18 protein-coding genes and 4 tRNA genes are annotated in these 24,283 nt (G+C 60.8%); 3 read left to right on the top strand and 19 right to left on the bottom strand.

The window, feature by feature from the left end:
• Window positions 1-33 precede the first annotated feature (33 nt).
• The 8 genes from truA to leuC all read right to left on the bottom strand — a co-directional run bounded on the left by truA (window position 34) and on the right by leuC (window position 10,298).
• Window positions 34-858 (bottom strand): tRNA pseudouridine(38-40) synthase TruA, encoded by an 825-nt coding sequence (gene truA, locus ACSPX5_RS04705; protein WP_169432613.1) that lies wholly within the window; start codon window positions 856-858, stop codon window positions 34-36.
• A gap of 150 nt (window positions 859-1,008) precedes the next feature.
• Window positions 1,009-3,648 (bottom strand): FimV/HubP family polar landmark protein, encoded by a 2,640-nt coding sequence (locus ACSPX5_RS04700; RefSeq protein WP_439821040.1) that lies wholly within the window; start codon window positions 3,646-3,648, stop codon window positions 1,009-1,011.
• Between the two features lie 209 nt (window positions 3,649-3,857).
• Window positions 3,858-4,868 carry an aspartate-semialdehyde dehydrogenase gene (locus ACSPX5_RS04695; protein WP_439821039.1) on the bottom strand — a complete coding sequence of 337 codons (1,011 nt, stop codon included), beginning with the start codon at window positions 4,866-4,868 and terminating at the stop codon, window positions 3,858-3,860.
• 113 nt (window positions 4,869-4,981) lie between these two features.
• Window positions 4,982-6,094, bottom strand: a complete 1,113-nt coding sequence (gene asd / locus ACSPX5_RS04690; protein ID WP_007956451.1) for an aspartate-semialdehyde dehydrogenase — start codon at window positions 6,092-6,094, stop codon at window positions 4,982-4,984.
• A 66-nt stretch (window positions 6,095-6,160) separates the two neighbouring features.
• Window positions 6,161-7,243 carry a 3-isopropylmalate dehydrogenase gene (gene leuB / locus ACSPX5_RS04685; protein WP_039770158.1) on the bottom strand — a complete coding sequence of 361 codons (1,083 nt, stop codon included), beginning with the start codon at window positions 7,241-7,243 and terminating at the stop codon, window positions 6,161-6,163.
• A gap of 71 nt (window positions 7,244-7,314) precedes the next feature.
• Window positions 7,315-8,079, bottom strand: a complete 765-nt coding sequence (locus tag ACSPX5_RS04680) for a class I SAM-dependent methyltransferase (protein WP_439821038.1) — start codon at window positions 8,077-8,079, stop codon at window positions 7,315-7,317.
• A 144-nt stretch (window positions 8,080-8,223) separates the two neighbouring features.
• The gene (leuD, locus tag ACSPX5_RS04675; protein ID WP_439821037.1) at window positions 8,224-8,868 is read right to left on the bottom strand and encodes a 3-isopropylmalate dehydratase small subunit; all 645 of its coding nucleotides are present in this window, start codon (window positions 8,866-8,868) and stop codon (window positions 8,224-8,226) included.
• 11 nt (window positions 8,869-8,879) lie between these two features.
• Entirely contained in the window at window positions 8,880-10,298 is a 1,419-nt protein-coding gene (gene leuC, locus ACSPX5_RS04670) for a 3-isopropylmalate dehydratase large subunit (RefSeq protein WP_169429650.1), read from the bottom strand.
• 140 nt (window positions 10,299-10,438) lie between these two features.
• Between leuC and ACSPX5_RS04665 the strand changes: the two genes are divergently transcribed.
• From ACSPX5_RS04665 to ACSPX5_RS04655, 3 genes are all read left to right on the top strand, one after another.
• The gene (locus ACSPX5_RS04665) at window positions 10,439-11,329 is read left to right on the top strand and encodes a LysR family transcriptional regulator (protein ID WP_169429649.1); all 891 of its coding nucleotides are present in this window, start codon (window positions 10,439-10,441) and stop codon (window positions 11,327-11,329) included.
• Between the two features lie 69 nt (window positions 11,330-11,398).
• Window positions 11,399-14,677 carry a PAS domain S-box protein gene (locus tag ACSPX5_RS04660; RefSeq protein ID WP_169429648.1) on the top strand — a complete coding sequence of 1,093 codons (3,279 nt, stop codon included), beginning with the start codon at window positions 11,399-11,401 and terminating at the stop codon, window positions 14,675-14,677.
• Window positions 14,678-14,785: 108 nt separating this feature from the next.
• Window positions 14,786-16,477, top strand: a complete 1,692-nt coding sequence (locus ACSPX5_RS04655; RefSeq protein WP_439821036.1) for an Hsp70 family protein — start codon at window positions 14,786-14,788, stop codon at window positions 16,475-16,477.
• Here the strand turns inward: ACSPX5_RS04655 and ACSPX5_RS04650 are convergent.
• From ACSPX5_RS04650 to ACSPX5_RS04600, 11 genes are all read right to left on the bottom strand, one after another.
• Entirely contained in the window at window positions 16,474-19,170 is a 2,697-nt protein-coding gene (locus ACSPX5_RS04650) for a DUF805 domain-containing protein (RefSeq protein WP_439821035.1), read from the bottom strand. The two genes, ACSPX5_RS04655 and ACSPX5_RS04650, sit on opposite strands and share 4 nt — an antisense overlap.
• Window positions 19,167-19,862: a DUF1266 domain-containing protein gene (locus ACSPX5_RS04645; RefSeq protein WP_439821034.1), complete on the bottom strand. Its 696-nt coding sequence runs from the start codon at window positions 19,860-19,862 to the stop codon at window positions 19,167-19,169. Before ACSPX5_RS04645 ends, ACSPX5_RS04650 begins: the two co-directional genes overlap by 4 nt.
• Before the next feature lie 185 nt (window positions 19,863-20,047).
• Window positions 20,048-20,494, bottom strand: coding sequence for an Hsp20 family protein (locus tag ACSPX5_RS04640; protein ID WP_169429644.1), 447 nt, complete (start codon window positions 20,492-20,494; stop codon window positions 20,048-20,050).
• 120 nt (window positions 20,495-20,614) lie between these two features.
• Complete coding sequence (locus tag ACSPX5_RS04635; protein ID WP_439821033.1) at window positions 20,615-21,574, bottom strand: tRNA dihydrouridine synthase; 960 nt, start codon at window positions 21,572-21,574, stop codon at window positions 20,615-20,617.
• A gap of 34 nt (window positions 21,575-21,608) precedes the next feature.
• The gene (locus ACSPX5_RS04630; protein WP_169429642.1) at window positions 21,609-22,070 is read right to left on the bottom strand and encodes an acyl-CoA thioesterase; all 462 of its coding nucleotides are present in this window, start codon (window positions 22,068-22,070) and stop codon (window positions 21,609-21,611) included.
• A 47-nt stretch (window positions 22,071-22,117) separates the two neighbouring features.
• Window positions 22,118-22,951, bottom strand: coding sequence for an alpha/beta fold hydrolase (locus ACSPX5_RS04625; protein ID WP_169429641.1), 834 nt, complete (start codon window positions 22,949-22,951; stop codon window positions 22,118-22,120).
• Between the two features lie 30 nt (window positions 22,952-22,981).
• Window positions 22,982-23,521 carry a TetR/AcrR family transcriptional regulator gene (locus ACSPX5_RS04620; protein WP_169429640.1) on the bottom strand — a complete coding sequence of 180 codons (540 nt, stop codon included), beginning with the start codon at window positions 23,519-23,521 and terminating at the stop codon, window positions 22,982-22,984.
• A 181-nt stretch (window positions 23,522-23,702) separates the two neighbouring features.
• Window positions 23,703-23,778 (bottom strand) — tRNA-Glu (locus ACSPX5_RS04615).
• Window positions 23,779-23,856: 78 nt separating this feature from the next.
• Window positions 23,857-23,932, bottom strand: a tRNA-Ala gene (locus tag ACSPX5_RS04610).
• 53 nt (window positions 23,933-23,985) lie between these two features.
• Window positions 23,986-24,061: transfer RNA gene (locus tag ACSPX5_RS04605), tRNA-Glu, on the bottom strand.
• 79 nt (window positions 24,062-24,140) lie between these two features.
• Window positions 24,141-24,216 (bottom strand) — tRNA-Ala (locus ACSPX5_RS04600).
• Window positions 24,217-24,283: the final 67 nt, after the last annotated feature.

Here is a 24,283-nt window from a genome sequence, read left to right as displayed (position 1 = left end):
AGTCCCGGATGGTAACAAATGCATTCGAGGGCGTCAGCCGTCAAGTTCCGAGAAACCCGTAAGGAAATGTGGCCCGATGAAACGCTCGGGCAACGGGAACTCGTCGTGGTACTCGACCTGTACCAGATACAGCCCGAACGGATGCGCCGTAACCCCGCCGGAACGCCGCTCGCGGCTCTCCAGCACTTCTTTCATCCACTCCGGCGGCCGCTCGCCGGCGCCGATCGTCATCAGCACCCCGGCGATGTTGCGCACCATGTGGTGCAGGAAGGCATTGGCGCGGATGTCCAGCACGATCATTTTGCCGTGACGGGTCACGCGCAAGTGATGCATCTGCTTGATCGGCGACTTGGCCTGGCACTGGCCGGCACGGAAAGCGCTGAAATCATGGGTGCCGATCAGGTACTTCGCGGCCTCGGCCATGCGCTCGACATCCAGCGGGCGGTGATTCCAGGTAATTTCTTCATTGAGATGCGCCGGGCGGATCTGATCGTTGTAGATCACGTAGCGATAGCGTCGGGCAATCGCCTTGAATCGCGCATGAAAGTGCGCCGGCATGACCTTCGCCCAACTGACGCTGATGTCGTGGGGCAGATTGATGTTGGCGCCCATGACCCAGGCTTTCAGCGAACGGTCGACCTGAGTGTCGAAATGCACGACCTGCCCGCAGGCATGAACGCCGGCATCGGTGCGTCCGGCGCATTGCAGCGATATCGGCGAATTGGCGACCTTCGACAAGGCTTTTTCCAGGGTTTCCTGCACGGTGAGCACACCGGTGGACTGACGCTGCCAGCCGCTGTAGCGCGAGCCCTTGTATTCAACGCCCAGGGCGACACGAAAAAAGCCTTCGGGGGCCATTTCGGCGGCCGGATTATCTATGTTTGCCAAGTCGGTACAGCCTGCTGATCTACAAAGGCGGGCATTATAAGGCGGCGGGACGGGGAAACCAGACCCAAACAAAAACGGCAGCCTCATGGGCTGCCGTTCTGTTTACCGCTGAACGCCGACTCAGACCAGATGCGAAAGCATTTCGCTCGCTTCGCTCTTCTGCTTGTCGTTGCCCTCGCTGATGACTTCATTGAGGATGTCGCGCGCGCCATCGTTGTCGCCCATGTCGATGTAGGCCTGCGCCAGATCGAGCTTGGTAGCGGCTTCGTCGGTGCCGGACAGGAAGTCGAAGTCATCCTCACCCAGATCACCACCCAACGCAGCATCAGCTTCGGTGAAGCTTGGCTCGTTGATGCTGCTCGACAGGCGATCCAGCTCGGCATTGACGTCGTCCAGCTCGGCGGCGAATGCATCCGGTTCGGCCGGTGTAGCGTCCATTTCGTCGGCCAGGGACAGGTCGAAGTCGGCTGGCAGCTCCAGATCGTCTTGCGGCACGTCGGCCACGGCTGGAGTTTCGACCAGCGGCAGATCCTTCACGCCTTCGTCCAGATCCAGCAGGAAGTCATCGTCTGCCAACTCGACCGGTGCAGGCGCAGGGTCTGCACCGAGGTCCAGATCCAGGTCGAAGTCGGAGAGGTCGTCGAGGTTTTCCTTGATCTCGGTCTGCTGCTGCAGCACCGATTCGAAGCTCAGATCGTCGTCCGATGGAAATTCGTCGAGTTCGACCGGCGCTTCCGGCTCGACAGCCGCCACAGGTTCTACTGGCGTGATGTTGTCGAGATCGTCGAGGCTCAGGTCGAAAGCGCTGTCCAGATCGTCATCTGCCGCAGCAGAAGCAGCTGGCGCCTCAGGCTCGTCCAGCAGCAGCTCCTTGACGTATTCCGCGTCCAGCTCGGCGGCAATGGCCGCTGCCGCCAGACCGCTGGCCGCGACGACCGCCATAGCCGGGAAGCGGCTTTTCAGTTCTTCGACCTTGGCGAAGTTGTCGCCATTGGCAACCAGTTGGCGTTCCTGAGCGACGAACGCATCGCGATCACCCTGGCGACCATAGACTTCCATCAGCTTCAGACGCAGATCACTGCGCTGCGGCTCCAGGCTCACGCCCTCCTCCAGCAACGCGGCGGCTTGATTCAGACGACCGCCGTCGATGTGCGACTGCGCCTTGTCCAGGACGTCGTCGGAACGCTCGGCAGCCGGCGCCACCAGCGGCGCGGCGATTGGCTCGGCCATCACCACCGGAGCCACCACAGGAGCAGGTGCCGGGGCTGGAGCCGCTGCGGGTGTGAGTTTGACGCTTGCCGCCGGCACTTCCAGGCCCTCGAAGCTGTCTTCAGGCAGATCGAGTTCAGGCGAGAACGACTGCTCCTCTAGGGCGCGGGCCATGCGCAGGTGTTTCTCGGCTTCCTGTTGCGCCTTGCGGCGACGGGCCAGCAGCAACAGCAGAAGCAGGAACACCACCGCACCGCCACCGACCAGACCCAGCAGGATCGGGTTCGTCAGCAGTTCGTTGAAGGTTTTGTCTTCGTCGGCAGCAGGCTTCGACTCGACCACTGGCTCAACCGGTGCCGGTGCGGCGGCTTCAGGCGCAGGTGCCGCCTGGGCCGGAGTCGCCGGCGGAGTCGCAGCCAGTTCCGCAGTAATGGCCGGAACCGGCGCAACGGCTGGCGCAGCCGCGTCAGCTGCCGGCGCCGGGGTTACGCCCGGACCTTCAGCCTGCATTTTCGCCAGTTGATTGTTCTTCAGCTCAATCAGGCGTTGCAGTTTGTCCAACTGGCTTTGCAGATCAGCCATTCGGCTTTTCAGTTCTGCATTGTCACGACGGGTCGTGTCGAGGCTTTCCTGAGTCACGGCCAGTTTGTTGCTCAGAGCCTTGGCATCGCCGGCCGGGCCCTTGCCGCGCGCCTTTGCGCTTTCGGCGGACACCAGGCTCAGGTTGTCCTTGGCGTTTTGCGCAGCACCAGTATTGGCGCGGCCACGATTGGTCGCATCGAGCTGCTGCTGACCGGTGCCCGGCTTGGCCACGTAACGACGGCCCTGACGCCAGGCTTCGTTCTGCGCGGCCACTTCGGCAATCGCTTTGGACTGTGGCAGCGCGGTGCTTTGCACTTGATCCGGCAGACGCAGCACCTGACCGGTTTTCAGGCGGTTGATGTTGCCGTCGATGAATGCGTCAGGGTTCAGCGCCTGAATCGCCAGCATGGTCTGCTGGATCGATCCGCCAGTGCGCGCCTTCGCCGCGATTTCCCACAGGGTGTCACGGGGCGTGGTGGTGTGGGTCGAATGCGTTGCACCCGTGGTCGGCGCTGTGATGGTTTGCGCTGGCGCGGGTTGAGCGGCGGCATCAGCGGTCTGCGGCGAGAACTTCGACGGATCCAACAGCACGCTGTAATCACGCAGCAGACGGCCGTTCGGCCACATCACCTGCACCAGGAATTTCACCATCGGTTCCGACAACGGCTTGCTCGAGGTTACGCGCAGCACGCTTTTGCCGCTGGCGTTGAGCACCGGGGTGAAGGTCAGATCATTGAGGAAGGCCTGGCGATCGACGCCGGCCTTGGCGAAATCTTCCGGCGAGGCCAGGCTCGGCACCACTTCGGCAGCGGTGAGATCCTTGACATCGAGCAGCTCGATTTCCGCCACCAGCGGCTGGTTCAGGGTCGACTTCAGGGTCAGCTCCCCGAGCCCGAGGGCATGCGCCATACCGGAGGACAGCGCCGAGGCGGCCGCTATTGCTAACACCAGTTTGCGAACTTGAACCATAGCCTCTTCCTTTGTTTGAACGTTCCTCGGCCAGCGAGAAGATGTTGATTGTCGCTGCCGTAAGGCATTGCGCGCGACGACGACAGCATGCCGCGCGCGATCATTTCTTTGATGCCCCGGAAAGTCCCGGAGGGTATTACGTCATCAAGCGGTCTGGCCAAGCATAGCGCCCGGCTAGAATCAGTCGACAAATTGTTGCCAAGTATCTTTTACAGCAGGTCTTTTATCAACAACTCGGCCACTTGCACCGCGTTGAGCGCCGCACCTTTGCGTACGTTATCTGACGTCAGCCACAGATTAAGTTCCGACGGCTCGTCGACACCGGTGCGCACCCGCCCGACATAGACTACATCCTGCCCCACTGCGTCACCGACGGCAGTCGGATAATCGCCGGCCTCGACCAGCTCGATCCCCTCGGCATCTTCAAGCGCGGCATTGACCTTTTCCAGGTCGACAGCGTTCGCTGACTGCAAGGTCACGCTAAAGCTATCGCCAAAAAACACCGGGGCTTGAACGCAAGTTGCCGAAATCTTCAATGAAGGTTTGACCAGCACCTGACGCAGCTCGCGCACCAGACGCTTTTCCAGCAGCGTGTGGCCGTGAGCATCCGGCGTGCCGACCTGGGCCAGCAGATTGAACGCCATCTGCCGATCGAAAAACGTCGGCTCCAGAGGACGCATGTTCAGCAGTTCCGTCGTCTGACGGGCCAGTTCGGCAACCGCTTCGCGGCCCTGGGTGGAAACCGCCAGATTGGCGGTGACATGCACATATTGCAGCTCGATCAGATCGAGCAGCGGCGCCAGCACCACGGCCAATGTGGTGGCCGACGGGCTCGGGCTGCTGACCTGGAACGGCACTTTCAAACTCGCCAGCACAGCGGCATTGGCCTCCGGCACCACTTGCGGCGCCTGATCCGCCGGCAAGGCGCCGGACAGATCGACCAGCGAGCAACCCGCCGCATGGGCGCGAGCCGCGTAACTCAGGGTGATGGCCGGGCCGGCGGCAAAGAACGCCAGTTTGACCTTGCTGAAATCAAACTCGTCGACTTCGCGCACTCGCACGTTCTTGTTGCGAAACAGCACCGAGCTGCCAGCGGATTCACTGCTGGCCAACAGGTGCAGATTGCCGACCGGGAAGTCGCGCTCCTCGAGAATCTGCACAAGGGTTTCGCCGACAATACCGGTGGCGCCGATTACGGCAATATCAATGGGCTGGCTCATGGTGCGACCTCTGGTGGAACGGGGGGAGCGGCACTTTACCGGGTGGCTGCCACGCAGGCAAAAAAAAACCCGCGCCTCTTGCAAGGCGCGGGTTCTTTCATTGCGTCAAGCGATCAACGCTCCAGCAGGATCCGCAGCATGCGACGCAGCGGCTCGGCAGCGCCCCACAGCAACTGGTCGCCGACGGTGAACGCGCCAACGAACTGCGAACCCATGTTCAGCTTGCGCAGACGACCGACCGGTACGTTCAGGGTGCCGGTGACTTTCGTCGGGCTCAGCTCCTGCATGCTGATTTCACGCTGGTTAGGCACCAGTTTGACCCATGGGTTGTGCTGGCTGATCAGCCCTTCGATATCGGCGATCGGCACATCCTTGTTCAGCTTGATGGTCAGCGCCTGGCTGTGGCAACGCATGGCGCCGATGCGCACGCAGATGCCGTCGACCGGGATCGGGCTCTTGAAGCGGCCGAGGATCTTGTTGGTCTCGGCCTGGGCCTTCCACTCTTCGCGGCTCTGGCCGTTCGGCAGTTCCTTGTCGATCCACGGGATCAGGCTGCCGGCCAGCGGCACACCGAAGTTTTCGGTCGGGTACGCATCGCTGCGCATGGCTTCAGCCACACGACGGTCGATGTCGAGGATCGCGCTGGCAGGATCGGCCAGTTGATCGGCGACAGCGGCGTGGGTCGCGCCCATCTGCTTGATCAGTTCACGCATGTTCTGCGCGCCGGCGCCGGAGGCCGCCTGATAGGTCATGGCGCTCATCCACTCGACCAGACCGGCCTCGAACAGACCGCCCAGCCCCATCAGCATCAGGCTGACGGTGCAGTTGCCGCCGATGTAGTTCTTGGTGCCCGCATCGAGCTGCTGGTCGATGACCTTGCGGTTGACCGGGTCGAGAATGATGACGGCGTCGTCGTTCATCCGCAGGCTCGAGGCCGCGTCGATCCAGTAACCCTGCCAGCCGGCTTCGCGCAGCTTCGGGAACACTTCGCTGGTGTAGTCGCCGCCCTGGCAGGTCAGGATCACGTCGAGGGTCTTCAGCTCTTCAATGCTGTAAGCGTCCTTGAGCGGAGCAATGTCCTTGCCCACGGACGGGCCTTGGCCACCGACATTGGAAGTGGTGAAAAACACCGGCTCGATAAGATCGAAGTCCTGCTCTTCCAGCATCCGCTGCATGAGCACGGAACCGACCATGCCGCGCCAACCGATCAGACCTACACGTTTCATCGCAACTACACCTTCTTGAAAAGTGGGCCGCTGCTTTGTATTGAATTTCGCAGCGGGCCCGAGAGATTACAGATTCCGCAGCGCGGCGACTACTGCGTCACCCATTTCCTGCGTACCGACTTTAGTGCAACCGGTCGAAAAGATATCGCCGGTGCGCAGACCTTGATCCAGCACCACGCTGACCGCTTTCTCGATGGCATCCGCCGCTTCGTGCAGATTGAAGCTGTAACGCAGCATCATCGACACCGACAGAATGGTCGCCAGCGGGTTGGCGATGCCTTTGCCCGCGATGTCCGGTGCCGAACCGTGGCAAGGCTCGTACATACCCTTGTTATTGGCGTCCAGCGAGGCCGAGGGCAGCATGCCGATGGAGCCGGTGAGCATCGACGCTTCGTCGGACAGGATGTCGCCGAACATGTTGTCGGTGACGATCACGTCGAACTGCTTCGGTGCACGCACCAGTTGCATGGCGGCGTTGTCGACGTACATGTGGCTCAGTTCGACGTCCGGATAATCCTTGGCGACCTGCTCGACCACTTCCCGCCACAATTGGCTGGACGCCAGCACGTTGGCCTTGTCCACCGAGCACAGCTTCTTGCCACGCACGCGGGCCATGTCGAAACCGACGCGGGCGATGCGGCGGATTTCGCTTTCGCTGTACGGCAGCGTGTCGTAGGACTGACGCTCGCCGTTTTCCAGGGTACGGGTGCCGCGCGGTGCGCCGAAGTAGATACCACCGGTCAGCTCACGGACGATCAGGATGTCCAGACCGGCGACGATTTCCGGCTTCAGGCTCGAAGCCTCAGCCAGTTGCGGGTACAGGATTGCCGGACGCAGGTTGCCGAACAGGCCCAGTTGCGCACGGATTTTCAACAGACCGCGCTCAGGGCGGATGTCACGCTCGATGGTGTCCCATTTCGGGCCGCCCACGGCGCCCAGCAGCACGGCATCGGCTGCGCGGGCGCGGTCCAGGGTTTCGTCGGCCAGCGGCACGCCGTGCTTGTCGATGGCGGCGCCACCGATCACGTCATGGCTCAGTTCGAAGCCCAGGCTGTACTTGTCGTTGGCCAGCTCCAGCACCTTGACCGCTTCGGCCATGATTTCCGGACCAATACCGTCGCCTGGGAGAATCAGAATCTGCTTGCTCATGCTTTCCTCGTGTCTTCAGTCGGTGCGCGCCGTGAACTGGCGCACCCGGAAAAATGCTTGTCGTTCGAAACTTACTTTTCGGCCCAGAGCACCAGTACATCTGTACTGAACGAACCATCGGCCTCAATCTCAAAATATTCGCGTACTTCGTTGCCCATCGACTGCTGCAACTGGCGGATCGCGGCGCGCATCACTTCGGGTGTGCGCATGCGCTCGACCCAGCTGTTGTACTCCAGACGCAGGCGCTGACGCGTGGTACTGCGGGTGTGCAGACCGGCCTCGCTGACCTGGCGCAGCCACTCACCGGCCGAATAATCGCGCACATGACTGGTGTCGCGCAGCACTTCGACGCTCTGCAAATAGGTGTCGAACAGCGGACTGCCCGGCGACAGCACATCGATGAACGCCGCCACGCCACCCGGTTTCAGCACCCGGCGCACTTCGCGCAAGGCCATACCGAGATCGCTCCAATGGTGCGCCGAATAGCGGCTGAACACGAAGTCGAATTCGCCATCGGCGAACGGCAAACGTTCGGCGGCACCGTTGACCGTGGACACATTGCTCAAACCGCGATCCACGGCAGCGGCGGCCACCACATCGAGCATCTGCTGCGACAGGTCGTAGGCCACCACTTCCTTCACCAAAGGAGCGACGTGAAAACTCACGTGCCCGGCGCCGCAACCCAAGTCCAGCACTCGAGCCTCGCCCTTCCCCGCCAGCTCGGCCTGCAGCAGCGCAAATTCAGTGCCTTGAGCGTGAACGGCGCTGCTCAGGTAGGCGGCGGCCTGTTCACCGAATTGCTTTTGTACAACCTGACTGTGGGCGGTGCTGGTCATGGGTACGTCCTTTTCTCGGTCAAGTCTTGCGCTGCCTTTGCCGGCCTCATCGCTGGCAAGCCAGCTCCCACAGTAAATGCAGCGTTCACAAAACCTGTGGGAGCGGGCTTGCCCGCGATGGGGCCAGCCCTGACTACATCAATCTCACGCGTCGCGGAACAACCACGGCTGGCTCGCGCGATGTTTGGCTTCGAACGCGGCAATCGCATCACCGTCCTGCAAGGTCAGGCCGATGTCGTCCAGACCGTTGAGCAGGCAGTGTTTGCGGAATGCGTCGATCTCGAAGTGATAGACCTTGCCGTTCGGGCTGGTCACGGTCTGTTCGTGCAGATCGATCTGCAACTGATAGCCCGGCTCGGCCTCGACCTGCTTGAACAGCTCGTCGACTTCGGCGTCGCTCAGGATGATCGGCAACAAGCCGTTCTTGAAGCTGTTGTTGAAGAAGATGTCGGCATAGCTCGGCGCGATGATGCTGCGGAAACCGTATTCTTCCAGCGCCCATGGCGCGTGCTCACGGCTGGAACCGCAACCGAAGTTTTCGCGGGCCAGCAACACGCTGGCGCCTTGATAACGCTCGGCGTTGAGTACGAACTCCTTGTTCAGCGGGCGCTTGGAGTTGTCCTGATACGGCTGACCCACATCGAGGTAACGCCACTCGTCGAACAGGTTCGGGCCGAAACCGGTGCGCTTGATCGACTTCAAGAATTGCTTCGGAATGATCTGATCGGTATCGACGTTGGCACGATCCAGAGGCGCGACAAGACCAGTGTGCTGGGTAAAAGCTTTCATGCTGCGCTCCTTTAGATCAATTCACGAACGTCGATGAAACGACCGTTCACCGCCGCCGCAGCGGCCATGGCCGGGCTGACGAGGTGGGTACGGCCACCGGCGCCCTGACGGCCTTCGAAGTTACGGTTGGAGGTCGAGGCGCAATGCTCGCCGGACTCCAAACGATCCGGGTTCATCGCCAGACACATCGAGCAACCCGGCTCACGCCATTCGAAACCGGCTTCAAGGAAGATCTTGTCCAGACCTTCCGCCTCGGCCTGAGCCTTCACCAGACCCGAGCCTGGCACCACGATGGCCTGCTTGATGGTCGAGGCAACCTTGCGGCCCTTGGCGATCACAGCGGCAGCGCGCAAGTCTTCGATCCGCGAGTTGGTGCAGGAACCGATGAATACGCGGTCGAGCTGGATGTCGGTGATCGCCTGATTGGCGGTCAGCCCCATGTATTTCAAGGCGCGGACGATCGAGTCGCGTTTGACCAGATCCATTTCCTTGGCCGGGTCCGGCACGTTCTGATCAACGGCCAGGACCATTTCCGGCGAAGTGCCCCAGCTGACTTGCGGCTTGATCTGCGCGGCGTCGAGTTCGACCACGGTGTCGAAATGCGCGTCGGCGTCGGATACCAGGTCTTTCCAGGATTCGACCGCCAGATCCCACTCGGCGCCTTTCGGTGCGAACGGACGACCCTTGACGTAATCCACAGTCTTCTGGTCCGCCGCCACCAGGCCCACACGGGCGCCGGCTTCGATGGACATGTTGCAAATGGTCATGCGGCCTTCGATGGACAGGTCGCGAATCGCGCTGCCGGCAAATTCGATGGCGTGGCCGTTACCGCCGGCGGTGCCGATCTTGCCGATCACGGCCAGAACGATGTCCTTGGCGGTCACGCCGAACGGCAACCGGCCTTCGACGCGCACCAGCATGTTCTTCATTTTCTTGGCGACCAGGCACTGGGTGGCGAGCACGTGCTCGACCTCGGAAGTGCCGATACCGTGGGCCAATGCGCCGAAGGCGCCATGGGTCGAGGTGTGCGAGTCGCCGCAGACCACGGTCATGCCCGGCAAGGTCGCGCCCTGCTCCGGACTGATGACGTGGACGATGCCCTGGCGCACGTCGTTCATCTTGAATTCGACGATGCCGTATTCATCGCAGTTGTCGTCGAGGGTCTGGACCTGCAAACGCGAAACCTGGTCGGCAATGGCGCTGATGCCGCCCTTGCGCTCCGGGGTGGTCGGTACGTTGTGGTCCGGGGTCGCGATGTTGGCATCGATGCGCCAAGGCTTGCGCCCGGCCAGACGCAGGCCTTCGAAGGCTTGCGGCGAGGTCACTTCGTGGATGATGTGACGATCGATATAGATCAGCGCCGAACCATCGTCGCGCTGCTTGACCAAATGCGAATCCCAGAGCTTGTCGTAGAGCGTTTTGCCGGCCATCAGACGTTTCCTCATCAGCTTGTTTCTATGCCCTGGGCTTATCAATAACCCTTTGGCTTGTGAGGCCGATCCTATGGGGTTAAATTGAATAACTCAAATTCATATTTTTTATGCTTTGGATAACCAACTGGAATACAACCATGGATCTGGCCAACCTCAATGCTTTTATCGCGATTGCCGAGTCCGGGAGCTTCTCCGGTGCCGGTGAACGCCTGCACCTGACGCAACCGGCGATCAGCAAACGCATCGCCGGACTGGAGCAGCAATTGAATGTGCGGCTGTTCGACCGACTGGGCCGTGAAGTGGGCCTGACCGAAGCCGGCCGGGCGTTGCTGCCACGGGCCTATCAGATTCTCAACGTGCTGGACGACACGCGCCGCGCCCTGACCAACCTGACCGGTGAAGTCACCGGGCGCCTGACCCTGGCCACCAGTCACCACATCGGCCTGCACCGCTTGCCCCCCTTATTAAGGGAGTACACCCGCCGCTACCCACAGGTTGCGCTGGATATTCAGTTCCTCGATTCGGAAGTGGCCTACGAGGAGATTCTCCACGGCCGCGCAGAACTGGCGGTCATCACCCTGGCGCCGGAGCCGCACACGCTGGTCAAGGCCACACCGGTCTGGGATGACCCGCTGGATTTTGTGGTCGCCCCGGAACACACATTGATCAGCAACGGCGCTGTCACATTGGCCGACATTGCCGGCCATCCGGCAGTTTTTCCCGGCGGCAACACCTTCACCCACCACATCGTTCAAAAGCTGTTCGAGGCTCAGGGCCTGACGCCGAACATCGCCATGAGCACCAACTATCTGGAAACCATCAAGATGATGGTGTCGATCGGCCTGGCCTGGAGCGTTTTGCCACGCACCATGCTCGACGATCAGGTGGCGCGCATACCTTTACCGGGCATACAACTCAGTCGCCAGCTAGGCTATATCCTGCACACCGAACGGACGCTGTCGAATGCTGCTCGGGCGTTTATGGCCCTGCTGGACGCGCAAATCGATCTGCCAGGGACTCTCGGCTGACTTGTGCTACTCCTATAGAGCTGCCGTTCCCTGTGCCTAATGCCCAAATCAGCTCAAGGCCCCTTAACAATGCCGAAATCTGTTGACCGTATTCCGCCGATGCCGCGTATTCAGGCCATTGATCCACGGCGTTCCGAACAGAGCTGGGAGAGCGCGCCGCAATTGCTCGCGGCGCTCAACGGCGCCCGCCTCGGCGCCTGGTATTGGGACATCGAGCGCGGGCAGATCAGTTGGTCGCGGGGCACTCAGGCCTTGTTCGGCTTCGATCCACGGCAACCACTGCCCGAAGATCTTGAATACCTCGACCTGCTGCCGCCAGAGGACCGGGCAAAAACCATTCGCGCCTTCCACGCGGTGATTGCCGGCGCGCCACTGGAACAGGCGATGCACCATCGCATCCGCTGGCCCGATGGCAGCCTGCACTGGCTGGAGATCAATGGCAGCCTGCTGCCGGACAAGCATGGCCGCCCCCGAATGATCGGGGTGATCCGTGAAATCACCCATCAGCGGCAACGGGAACAGGCCCTCAGCAGCTCGGAGAAACGTTTTGCGACACTGTTTCACCTGTGCCCGAACATGGTGCTGCTGACCCGCCAGGAAGACGGCCTGATCAGCGAGGCCAATCAGTATTTCGAAAGCCTCTTCGGCTGGCCGGTACAGAGCGCCATCGGTCGCACCACCCTGGAGCTGGGCCTGTGGGTGCATCCCGAGCAGCGGGCGGAGCTGGTCAAGAAGACCAAGGCCAAGGGTGAACTGATCAGCATGGAGGTGCAGTTTCGTGCCAGCAACGGCCAGGTCCACGACGGTATTCTCAGCGCACAGAAAGTCGAGCTTGAGGGCCAGCCTTACCTTTTGAGCACGTTTCTCGACACCACCGAACGCAAAGCCGCCGAACATGCGCTCAAGGACAGCCAGGAACGCCTCGATCTGGCGCTGGACTCGGCGCAACTCGGCACCTGGGACTGGCACATCCCCAGCGGTATGCTTTACGGCTCGGCGCGGGCCGCGCAATTGCACGGACTGGAACCGATTCCGTTTCACGAATCGTTCGATGAATTCTTTGAAGGCGTGCCCGGCGAAGAGCGCGACAGCATGCGCGACGCCTACCGCAGCCTGCGCGAGGGCCCGGCGGGCAACTATCAGCTGACGTATCGCGTACAGTTGCCGGACGGCAGCTCGCGCTACCTGGAAAGCCGCGCCCGCCTCTATCGCGACGAAAACGGCGCGCCGCTGCGCATGGCGGGCACCTTGCTCGACATCACCGATCAGGTCGAACGCGAACAACGCCTGGTGGCTTCCGAAGAGAAATTCGCCACCCTGTTTCAGGTCAGCCCCGACCCGATCTGCGTCACGCGCCAGGAAACCGGGGAATTCATCGAAATCAACTCCAGTTTCACCCAGACCTTCGGCTGGAGCGCCACTGACGTGATCGGCCACACCGCCGAAGAAATCGGTCTATGGGACGCCTCGGCGAAAAGCCTGCAACGCATCGAACGGGTGATCCGCGAACAGGGCCTGAGCAATGTCGCGATCATCGTCCAGCACAAGGACGGCCAATCGTTGACCTGCGTGATTTCCAGCCGCCAGATCAGCGTCGGCAACCAGCCGTGCATTGTCACCACGCTGCGCGACATCACCCAGCAACAGCGCTCGGAAGCGGCGCTGAAGGCCAGTGAAGAGAAGTTCGCCAAGGCGTTTCACTCCAGCCCCGACGCCATCACCATCACTGAACGCGACACCGGACGCTATCTGGAGGTCAACGACGGTTTCTGCCGCCTCACCGGCTATCGCGCTGACGAAGTGGTGGGCAAAACCGTGTATCAGGTGGGTATCTGGGCCGAGGAAAAACAGCGTTCGGCACTGCTTGCCGAGCTACAGATCAAGGGCCGCGTACACCATCAGGAAATGCTCGGGCGCAACAAGCGCGGCGAGATCCTGACGGTGGAAGTCTCGGTAGAGCCGATCACCCTCAACGAAACCGCGTGCCTGCTGCTCACCGCCCGGGACGTCAGCCTGCTGAAGAACGCCGAAGCACAGATCCGCCATCTGGCCTATCACGATCCGCTGACGAACCTGCCCAACCGCGCCCTGCTGATGGATCGCCTGAGCCAGCAGATCGCCCTGCTCAAGCGCCACAACCTGCGCGGCGCTTTGCTGTTTCTCGATCTGGATCACTTCAAGCACATCAACGACTCGCTCGGCCATCCGGTCGGCGACACGGTGCTGAAAATCATCACCGCGCGGCTTGAGGCCAGCGTGCGCATGGAAGACACCGTGGCGCGGCTCGGTGGCGATGAATTCGTAGTGTTGCTCAGCGGTCTGGAAGGCACGCGCAACGAAGTCAGCGCTCAGGTACGCGAGCTGGCCGACACCATTCGCGAGTTGCTGTCAGAGCCGATGTTCCTCGACGGCCAGCGCCTGCAAGTGACGCCGAGCATCGGCGTGGCGCTGATTCCCGATCACGGCTCGACCCCGACCGACCTGCTCAAACGCGCCGACATTGCGCTGTACCGTGCCAAGGATTCGGGGCGCAACACCACGCAGATGTACCACAACACCATGCAGAAAGCGGCCAGCGAACGGCTGCGCATGGAGACCGACCTGCGTCTGGCGCTGTCCCGGGGCGAATTCAGCATGCATTTCCAGCCACAAGTGGACGCCCGGGACAACCGTATCATCGGCGCCGAAGCGCTGGTGCGCTGGAATCACCCGGAACTCGGCGCGCAATCGCCCACCGAATTCATCAAGGTGCTGGAGGACAGCGGGCTGATTCTGGAGGTTGGCACCTGGATCCTCGATGAGGCCTGCGAAGCCTTCAAGCAATTGATCGCCGAAAAGCTGATCGATCCTCTGGCCTTCAGCCTGTGCGTGAACATCAGCCCCCGGCAGTTCCGCCAGAACGACTTCGTCGAGCGCATCGAGCGCAGCATGAGCAGCCATGGGCTGCCCTGCTCGCTGCTGAAACTGGAGATCACCGAAGGCATCGTCATCCAGAACCTGGAAGACACCATCAGCAAAATGCGTCGCCTGAAAAAACTCGGTGTGAGCTTTGCCATGGACGATTTCGGCACCGGCTATTCATCGTTGACCTATCTGAAGCGATTGCCGGTGGACACGCTGAAGATCGATCAGTCGTTTATCCGCGACGCCACCAGCGATCCCAACGACGCCGAAATCATCCGCGCCATCGTCGCCATGGCCCGCAGCCTGGAACTGGAAGTGATCGCCGAAGGCGTGGAAACACCCGAGCAGTTGGAGTTCCTTCAAGGGCTGGGCTGCCATTTGTATCAGGGCTATCTGCACAGTCGGCCGGTGGCGCTGGAAGTGTTGAAAACCTTGCTGGAGTGAGCAGACACCTGCAGTTGCATTGCGCCGGTGTTGATGCCAGACCGGTAATTGCCAGGGTTGGCGACAACCTGTAGGGTCGCGTTTTTTCGCGCTGTTTCGAGATCGATCATGCAGGATGCAACCCTCTCCCGCCCGGCCCTGCTGGGCATTGACCTTGGCACCACCAACAGTTTGATCGCCGTCTGGCAGAACGGTCAGGCCCGGTTGATCCCCAACGCACTCGGCGACGTGCTCACACCTTCGGTCGTCAGCCTCGATGAGGATGACACCATTCTCGTCGGCAAAGCCGCCCGCGCCCGACTGACCACACATCCGGAACGCACTGCCGCCGCGTTCAAGCGCTTCATGGGCAGTGAAAAGCGTCTGGAACTGGGAGGACGCTCATTCAGCCCGGAAGAACTCTCGGCGCTGGTGATCGGCTCACTCAAACAGGATGCCGAGGCCTTTCTCGGCCATCCGGTTTCTGAAGCGGTGATTTCCGTGCCGGCGTATTTCAGTGACGAGCAACGCAAACGCACGCTGTTCGCTGCCGAACTGGCGGGCCTGAAAGTTTCTCGGCTGATCAACGAACCGACCGCCGCCGCGATGGCGTACGGTCTGCACGAACAGAAATTCGAACGCACGCTGATCTTCGATCTGGGCGGCGGGACTTTCGATGTCACGGTGCTGGAATATGCGTTGCCACTGATTGAAGTGCATGCGTCCACCGGTGACAACTTTTTGGGTGGTGAAGACTTTACTGCTGCACTGCTGAATGCCTGTCTGAAAAACTGGCGACTGACCCCGTCGATGATTGATCCGCAAGGCATGGCCAGCCTGGGCGATGCCCTGGAACAACTCAAATGCAAACTCGGCGAAGGCCCTCAATCGTTGAGCTGGCGCCATGCCGACGAACTGTACGAATGGTCGCTGGACGAAGCCGCTGCCGTGAAGATCTGGGAACCGTTGCTGGCACGATTGCGCGCGCCGATCGAGCAGGCCCTGCGCGATGCGCGCCTGAAACCACGGGATCTCGACAGTCTGGTGCTGGTCGGCGGGGCGACGCGGATGCCTGCGGTACAACAGTTGGTCGCCACACTGTTCGGACGCCTGCCCTACCGGCATCTTGATCCCGACACCCTCGTTGCATTGGGCGCGGCCACGCAAGCGGCCTGCAAGGCGCGCGATGGCGCGATCGAAGAGCTGATTCTGACCGATGTCTGCCCGTATACGCTGGGCATCGCAACCATGCGTGGCAAAGGCATCGACGGCGCCTTTTCGCCGATCATCGAACGCAACACCATCATTCCGACGTCACGGGTAGAGCGCTACCACACAACCCATCCCCGACAGGAGCTGCTGCGCATTGCCGTTTATCAGGGTGAGCGGCCATGGGTACGTGACAATATCCTCATTGACGCTTTCGATGTCACCTTGACGCCCACCGATAACATTCAGGAGCTGGACGTACGCTTCAGTTACGACATCAACGGTTTGCTCGAAGTCGATGTCACGCTGCTCGAGACCGGTGAACGCCACGGCCACAGCATCGACCGCAGTCCCACCGGGCTGAATGAACAAGCGCGCAGAGACAGCCATAACCGACTGTCGACGCTGAAGGTCCATCCACGCGACGCATTGCCCAACCGCACCCTGCTGGCCCGTCTGGAGCGGGCATGGATGCAGAGTCTGGGCACGCAGCGCGAACACATTGCCGAGTGGCTGCACAACTTCACCACGGTACTCGGCGGGCAGCAGCCGGCAGAGATCGCCAGCCACCGCTCAGAGCTCAACAAGGCGCTGGACCAACTGCGCCTCTAATCGTCAAGTCGCTGCAGAGCAGCCTGCAGACCCCCGGACAGCATCTCGCCAGCACCGCTGTCCGGCGGCACCCCATACCGGTTGGGCAACTTGTCACCGGGAAAGCCGAACAGCAACAGCGGCAGGAACGGCAAAACCGGCGACAAGGCCATAAATATCAGCAATGTGGGCAGGCCTCGCCCCATATCATGCAAACGGCGCAGAGTGGCGCCGAATAACACCAGAACACCCAGTAACAGGATCAGAATGCCAAAGAATGTGGTGCCGCTAATCAAACCTGCCACCGGCGTAATCACCACACACCCCAGGACCTGGGCGATAAAAGCCTTGCGCCCCAGCCGCGACCCCAGGCGCCAGATCGCCCCTGCCGGCACCGGCTGAATATCACTTTTGGCCAGCATCAAACGCTCCGACCAGGACAACAAGGCACACAGCGCCAGGCGCAAGCCGATACTGTTCTGCGCGTCATCCTTGCCCTGCCGCAATTGGCGCAGCACTCGCGTTTTCGGCACTCCGGCAGCGCCATAGCAAACCAAGGCCTTGAGCGAATCGAGGGCCTCGTATGCCAACAGTTTGTCGACCCCAAAATCCGTCAACACCTTGCGCGGCGGCCACACCGGCTCGCCCTTGATCAAGCCGTCACGAAACCCTTCGAACCAGTCATCCTCGCAACTGACTGCAGCGATGGATTGCAGCAACACACGATGCTGCTCGGCGCTCAGGCTCGGGTCGTGATAGAGCACGCCCCAGAACATCAACAAACCCAACAGATCGTCGCCACACGCAGCGCGGTCGCTTTCGATGCAGGTGTAAAGCAGGGTATTGGCAGGCAATCGGGCGCTGTCGAGTGCCTGCTGCACGCTGAACAATTGCTGCACCAACAAGCCGTGTACTGGATCATTGCCTTGCAGCAAGCCCAGTAAACCGTCGCAATTGCCTTGCTCGCGTTGCAACCGCCGCAGCAGTGGCTGCAGTCGGCTCAAAGGATGAGCCGGATTGAACGGCAGACGCTCCAGACACTGCCCATCGATCATTTGCAGCCAGCGCTCCGGCTGCTCCAGCAACGCCAGCAAAAACACGGTTTGAGCGTGCCACTCCCAGACAGCATCGCCCAACCCGACCGGCGGCAACCCTATCCCGCGACGGCTCAATTGAAGAAGCAGATCGAGTTCGGACAAGTCACAGTCGTCTTTGACGGCGCCCAATTTGAACGCTTCGGCGATGCGCTCCAGACCGGTGTCACTGTAGGGCCGCAAGCGACGCAGCCACAGGCGACAGACCTTGTGCAGCTCGCCTGTTGTCAGTGCCTGCGGCAATTGCTGCGATGTTGAATCCGCTTCGCTGAATGCGCTCATCGCCTGCGCAATCGGCGCATTCTCCAACCAGCGCAGATGTTGCCCGGCCTGAACTTTGAACCCGCTCAACACCAGACATTCGAGCGCATCGACCGGGAGCGGCTGATCCAGAATCCGCTGCAGAAAGACCGCATCCCCCCGATGCAACGCCCAGGCATGCCGGTACAGTTGCAGCAGCCGGCTGTCGGCGTTCTCGCCCAGCAGTTGGGCAAGCAACGGGAGCTCATCACCTTTCATGCGCCAATCGACAAAACTCTGCGCCAGACTATCAAGCTTCAACCGCCCGACGCCCAACCAACGGTTCAGCGTCTCGGGGCGTTGTGACGGACTGCCGTATACCTGGGCGTCATCCCCAAGATCCGCAGGCCAATCGGAGAAATCGCCCAGACAATCGAACGCCTGAATCAGCAAAGGCAGAAAAGTCGGTTGCCGTTTGGCACACAACTCCAGCAGACGGCTTTCGGCCATCGGATGGCGAAACTCGTTCCACAGCCTGATCCAGCACGGCAATGCCTGATCGTCCCGCCCCAGCAGACTGCTCTGACACGCCAACAGGTAAAGCCAGTCCACGTCATCCGGTGCTTCCAGCTGTTTTTCGACACAGCACTGCAAAAATATCGGTGCACCGATGCCCGCCTGGGTGAACTGCACCAGCAAACGTTTCATGAACGCAGCATCATCCGGCAACGGCAGACACGTGTGCTGACTGGCGAAGTCAGCGAACTCATGGAGGGGACGCTGGGTGAAAATAAAGTCGAGGCTGCGGGCGTACCAAAGTGTTTCGGTCTGCGCAGCCACTGACCAGGCGCTCATCAGATCGGTATCGAACGGGTCAGGCGTTTCGATTCGCTGCAAAAAGGCTTCCACCCGATGCGCGTCGTTGAACTCCAGATCCAGTAACTGTTGTTGCCAGGCCATGCGCTTGGCCAACAGATTCGCACAGCGGTAAGACAGCGGGCCGGCGTCGGCCATCCGGTGGTAGAGCCCCCAACCGAGTTCATCGAGCTGTTCCAGCGACAGCTCATCCAGCACCCGCACAAATGCCTGCCACGCCTCGAAGTTGAAACGTCGCGCGGGATCGTCAAGCAACTCGCAGAAATCCACGAACGCCTGCGGGACCTCGACAACCTCCTGCCCTGACTCTTCAGTTTCTTCCTCGGGCACTTCTTCCTCGTCTTCACGCGCCAGGCGCAAGGCGTTTTCGTAGGCCATGCGTAGCGCCTGAAACCCTTCAGGATCGGTTTCCGGATGATGCGACGGCAAACGTGCGCGGTAGGCATCGCGAATCAGGGTTTCGTCGGAAGTGGGCTCAATGCCCAAGCGAATCCAGCAACTCATGACCAGTCGAACTCCTTGAGCGATGCCGGACGGGGTAACGAATCAATTTCCATGTGCCAGGGCAGGTCGGCCAGAAAGTGCGGGATGTTCTGGGCGAGGCCGCGGGTGATCCGCAGGTTATGAACACTGTCCCCTTGCCGCTCCAGCTCGCAAGCCAACTCGTCGTCGCTTGTGTCCAGGCAACACCAGAACGTACGCCCCACAACAAAGCCATTGAAGTAAGACATCCAGCTACCGTAGTGAAATTGCGCCCTGACGGCCAAACGGCTGTGCAGCCAGTTGCTTTCGGCCAGATCAATCCACTGATTGCGCACTGCGCAACGCAGGAGAAACCCCATCCGCCCGTAGTCCCAGGACAAGATCCCTCCTGGACCGCAACCGCCGAAAGTTCGACTGGCAAACTCATGCAGAACACGCTCGCGGGGGCTCAGTTCTTCGAGCAGGCGCTGCCATTCACTCGGCAGACAACGTTGCCATGCCAAATAGGCGCCACTCAGGTGCTTTGCATGTCCGTCGTCCGTCATCCATTGGAGCATGTCGAACAATTGCCGCCGGTCATCGATTCCCCAGCTGCCTTTCAGATCGATGTAGCGGTCGTCGCAGAAGGCGGGGTCGTCATACCCGGCGCCGGTGTTGAGAGCAGCCATTGGCGCAGAGAGGGCGCACAGCCAGCGCTGTTGAATATCGTCCATGAAAAAAGGCTCCAGGCCGACCGATAAGGATGGGGTCGGCAAAACTGCGGCGGATTGTAGAGAAACCGCCGCTGGCGGCAAAGTCGAACAGCCATTTTCCTGCGCCCACAAAAAAGGCCCCGACGTATCGGGGCCTTCATTCAGCGGCTTATCGCCTGTTCAGACGATTTGTTTCTGCAAGTGAATCAGTGTTGCAGCGCCGGCTTCTCCGTCCCGTTGATCGGGATGCGCTTGGCTTTCGCTTCTTCCGGGATCACACGCAGCAGATCGATGCTCAGCAGGCCGTTGCTCAGGCCGGCGGCCTTGATCTCGATGTGATCGGCCAGGCGGAAGGACAGCTTGAATGCACGCTGGGCGATGCCCTGGTGCAGGAACGTGACGCCTTCGTTGGCATCACGCTTGCCGCCACTGATGGTCAGCACGCCTTTCTCGACTTGCAGTTCCAGGTCTTCTTCCTGGAAACCGGCCGCCGCCACGACGATGCGGTATTGGTCGTCACCGTGTTTTTCGACGTTGTAAGGCGGATAGGTGCTGCCTGGCTCGTTGCGCAGGGCGGTTTCAAACAGGTCGTTGAAACGGTCGAAACCAACCGAGGAACGGAACAGTGGAGCGAGGGAAAATGCAGTACTCATGGTTCAAATCTCCTGAAAACAATCAGCAAGTTTTTTTGTCTCCGCGACCCGAATTCGGCATCGCGTAACCCTTAAATAGGGACCTGCGTTTTGTTTTCAAGAGCGTATTTGAAGATTTTTTCAGGCCGCTTCGGCGACCGGCAAACCCAGTAAACGCGAGACTTGATCCGGCTCGGTCTCCCGGCGCAGCACGGTAAACAGCTCGGTGGCCTCGGGGTAATTACGGGTCAGCATGGCCAGCCACTGCTTCAAACGGCCCGGTGATTGACGAGCGGTCATTTGCGCTTTGGCTTGCAGCCAGAAGTCCTGGATCAGCGGCAGCAGCTCGGCCCAGGTCATCTCGACGACGTCCTCGCCGGCACGGGCGGCAGCAATCTGTTTGGCCAGATCCGGGCGCGATACCAGACCACGACCGAGCATGATGTCTTCGACACCGCTGATTTCCCGGCAGCGACGCCAGTCTTCAACGCTCCAGATGTCACCGTTGGCGAACACCGGCACCTTGACCACGTCCTGCACGCGCGGAATCCACTCCCAATGCGCTGGCGGCTTGTAACCGTCGACCTTGGTTCGGGCATGAACCACGATGTGTTCGGCGCCGCCCTCGGCCAGCGCCGTGGCGCACACCAGCGAGCCGTCCGGGCTGTCGAAACCCAGGCGCATCTTGGCGGTGACAGGAATGTGCGCGGGTACGGCGCGACGGACGTGTTCGATAATCTGGTTGAGCAGTTCCGGCTCCTTGAGCAGCACCGCACCGCCACGGGACTTGTTGACGGTCTTGGCCGGGCAGCCGAAGTTCAGGTCGATCACTTCAGAGCCGAGTTCGCAGGCCAGCGCGGCGTTTTCCGCCAGGCACACCGGATCCGACCCCAGCAGTTGCACGCGCAGCGGTACGCCGGATGCGGTACGGGCACCGTTGAGCAGTTCAGGGCCGAACTTGTGGAAATAGGCCGGGGTCAGCAACTGGTCGTTGACGCGGATGAACTCGGTCACACACCAGTCAATACCGCCGACACGGGTCAGGACATCGCGCAGGATGTCGTCGACCAACCCTTCCATCGGCGCCAGAGCAATTTGCATGGAAACACACACTCAAGGAAAAACGTGCGGCAGTTTACTGGGTTTCGCGGGTTAAACCCATGTCCGCTGTCCGGATGGCCGGACCGTAACCTTCAATGAACTCGGCGGGCATGCGCTTGGGCTTGCCGGTAGACAGCTCGATGCAGACAAACGTGGTCTGGGCGCGCAGCAGCGTGGTGTTGTCGCTGGGGCGGATCAACTGGAAGTGACGGGTCATTTTCAGGCGCTGATCCCAATCGACGATCCAGGTCGCCAATTGCAGTTCGTCACCTTCGTAGGCGGCGGCCAGATAATCGATTTCGTGCCGTACCACCGCCATCGCCCGATCCAGGCGACGGTACTCGACCAGATCCAGGCCCAGCCGCTGCGAGTGGCGCCAGGCGCAACGTTCAAGCCAGGAGACGTACACCGCGTTGTTCGCGTGCCCCAGCCCGTCGATGTCCTCGGCGCCTACTTGCAGATCAATGGTAAACGGCGTTGCCCGATCCCAGCCCATGCCCTACTCCCGGTCAAATGATTCAACCGGGGCAGTGTAACGGATGACTACGCCGATTGCCGCGCCTGAAGGCTGCGCCCGGCGAGCAGTGATAACACGCCATCAATCACCCGAGGGTCGGCCAGTACACGCTGATGGCCGCCGGATTCCAGACGCAGCAGTCGGCTGTCGAACCAGGATTCGTGGATCAATCGGGATTCCTTGACCGAAACGAAGGTGTCGTCTTCGGCATGCACGATCAGCCCCGGCATATCCAATTGATAGTGGGCGACGTCGAGCGTGGCGGCGCGCATGCCGACGTCCTGTTCGACCTGGCGGATGAAAGCAGAACGCGCTCTGGGCGGCATGCCGACGTAGCGGGCAAATCCGCGCAACACGCCCAGAATTCGGGCCGGCGCGGCAATGCTGACCAGGGTTTCGGTGCGCAGCCCCAGTTGCACCGCGAGCATGGCGCTGGCGCCGCCCATGGAGTGACCGATGACAGCCTGCAACGGAGGCAATTCGGCGGCGGCTTCGAGCATCGCCCGGGCGAACAGCACCACGTTGGCTTCACGCCCCGGCGAGCGACCGTGGGCCGGGCCATCAAGCGCGACCACGGTGTAGCCCGCTTCGACCAGCGCCGTGATCAACGCGGCAAACTGGGTGGGCCGCCCTTCCCAGCCGTGCATCAGCAAGACGGTCGGGCCTTGCCCCCAGCGCAGGGCCGAAAGACCGAAGCGCAAGGTGATGCGTTCGGATTTGGCCAGCAGCGGCAATTCCCAGTCCCGCGGTTTATTCGCGCGGGGCGTCATGAACGCCAACCGCATTTTGCTCGCCACCAGTTTCGGTGCGAACCAGCCCAAGGTGCCATTAACGCCGCGAACCCACTTCAACGTGCTCATCGCTCTCTCCCCGGGCTTGTAGCCTTCAGGTCAACGCACCGCCGACTTGGCAGCGCGCAGCAATCGATCGGATAAATCCCCAGGGCCCAACGCCCTTGCGAGCGCCAGGCCACCTACCATCAGGGCCACGTCGGCCAATGCTTTGTCGGTGTCTTCAGGGCTTGAAGCCAACTGCGCGATCATCAGTTCCAAGTGTTCGTTCAGTGCTATGCGAAATGCCTCCGGTAGCCGCCCCAACTCACCGATAGACGCCGGGATCGGGCAGGCCGAATCGCTGGAATCACGGTGCTTGCGCGACAGGTAGAACGCCGCCACCAGAGCGCGGCGTTCTTCACCGGTCAGCTCGCTGTCCATGTCGGCAATCAGGTCGCGACGACGACCAAGCAATTGCTTGAACGCCTCAAGCATCATGGCGTCCTTGCTTTCGAAGTGTGCATAGAAGCCACCGACGGTCAGACCGGCCGCCCCCATCACTTCACCCACGCTCGGCTCGGCCGGGCCACGCTGGATCAGCGCGGCGCTGGCAGCCTTGAGAATGCGTTCGCGGGTTTGAGCTTTTTTGTCGTTCATCGTTGCCTCCGAATATTACGATTAGAATATTATTCTCATAATAATATTCTGCAAGTCGAAAATATGACCGCTGGTCTGATGCACAGTTTAAGGAAAAAGGAGATTTGGCCAAACGCCAGACAAACAAAAGGGCCATTCAATAATTGAATGACCCTTATAAATCCCGCAGAGCGGGTAATCGTGGCGTCCCCTAGGGGACTCGAACCCCTGTTACCGCCGTGAAAGGGCGGTGTCCTAGGCCACTAGACGAAGGGGACACAAACCTTCTATACAACTGATCAGTGCTGAGTGCTGATCGCTTCAAGGCCGGTGTGGCCAGACCTTGAAGTGTAAATTGGTGGAGCTAAGCGGGATCGAACCGCTGACCTCCTGCATGCCATGCAGGCGCTCTCCCAGCTGAGCTATAGCCCCGGATTTTTCGCCTCGCGGCGGAGCGACATTTTGCAACATCGCTTCTGTAAAACTGGCGTCCCCTAGGGGACTCGAACCCCTGTTACCGCCGTGAAAGGGCGGTGTCCTAGGCCACTAGACGAAGGGGACGCAAACCCTTCTATACAACTGATCAACGCTGAGTGTTGATCGCTTCGAAGCCGGTGTGGCCAGGCTTCGAAGTGTAAATTGGTGGAGCTAGACGGGATCGAACCGTCGACCTCTTGCATGCCATGCAAGCGCTCTCCCAGCTGAGCTATAGCCCCTCATCGTTGATGTCATCGCTGAGGACGGGGCGAATCTTAAGGGCGTATCGAAAGGCTGTCAAACTTA

It is taken from the genome of Pseudomonas sp. HLG18 (assembly GCF_051903985.1).
In the GTDB taxonomy this organism is placed as follows: Bacteria; Pseudomonadota; Gammaproteobacteria; order Pseudomonadales; family Pseudomonadaceae; genus Aquipseudomonas; species Aquipseudomonas fluorescens_BT.
This window is presented reverse-complemented; position numbering and strand designations above follow the sequence as displayed.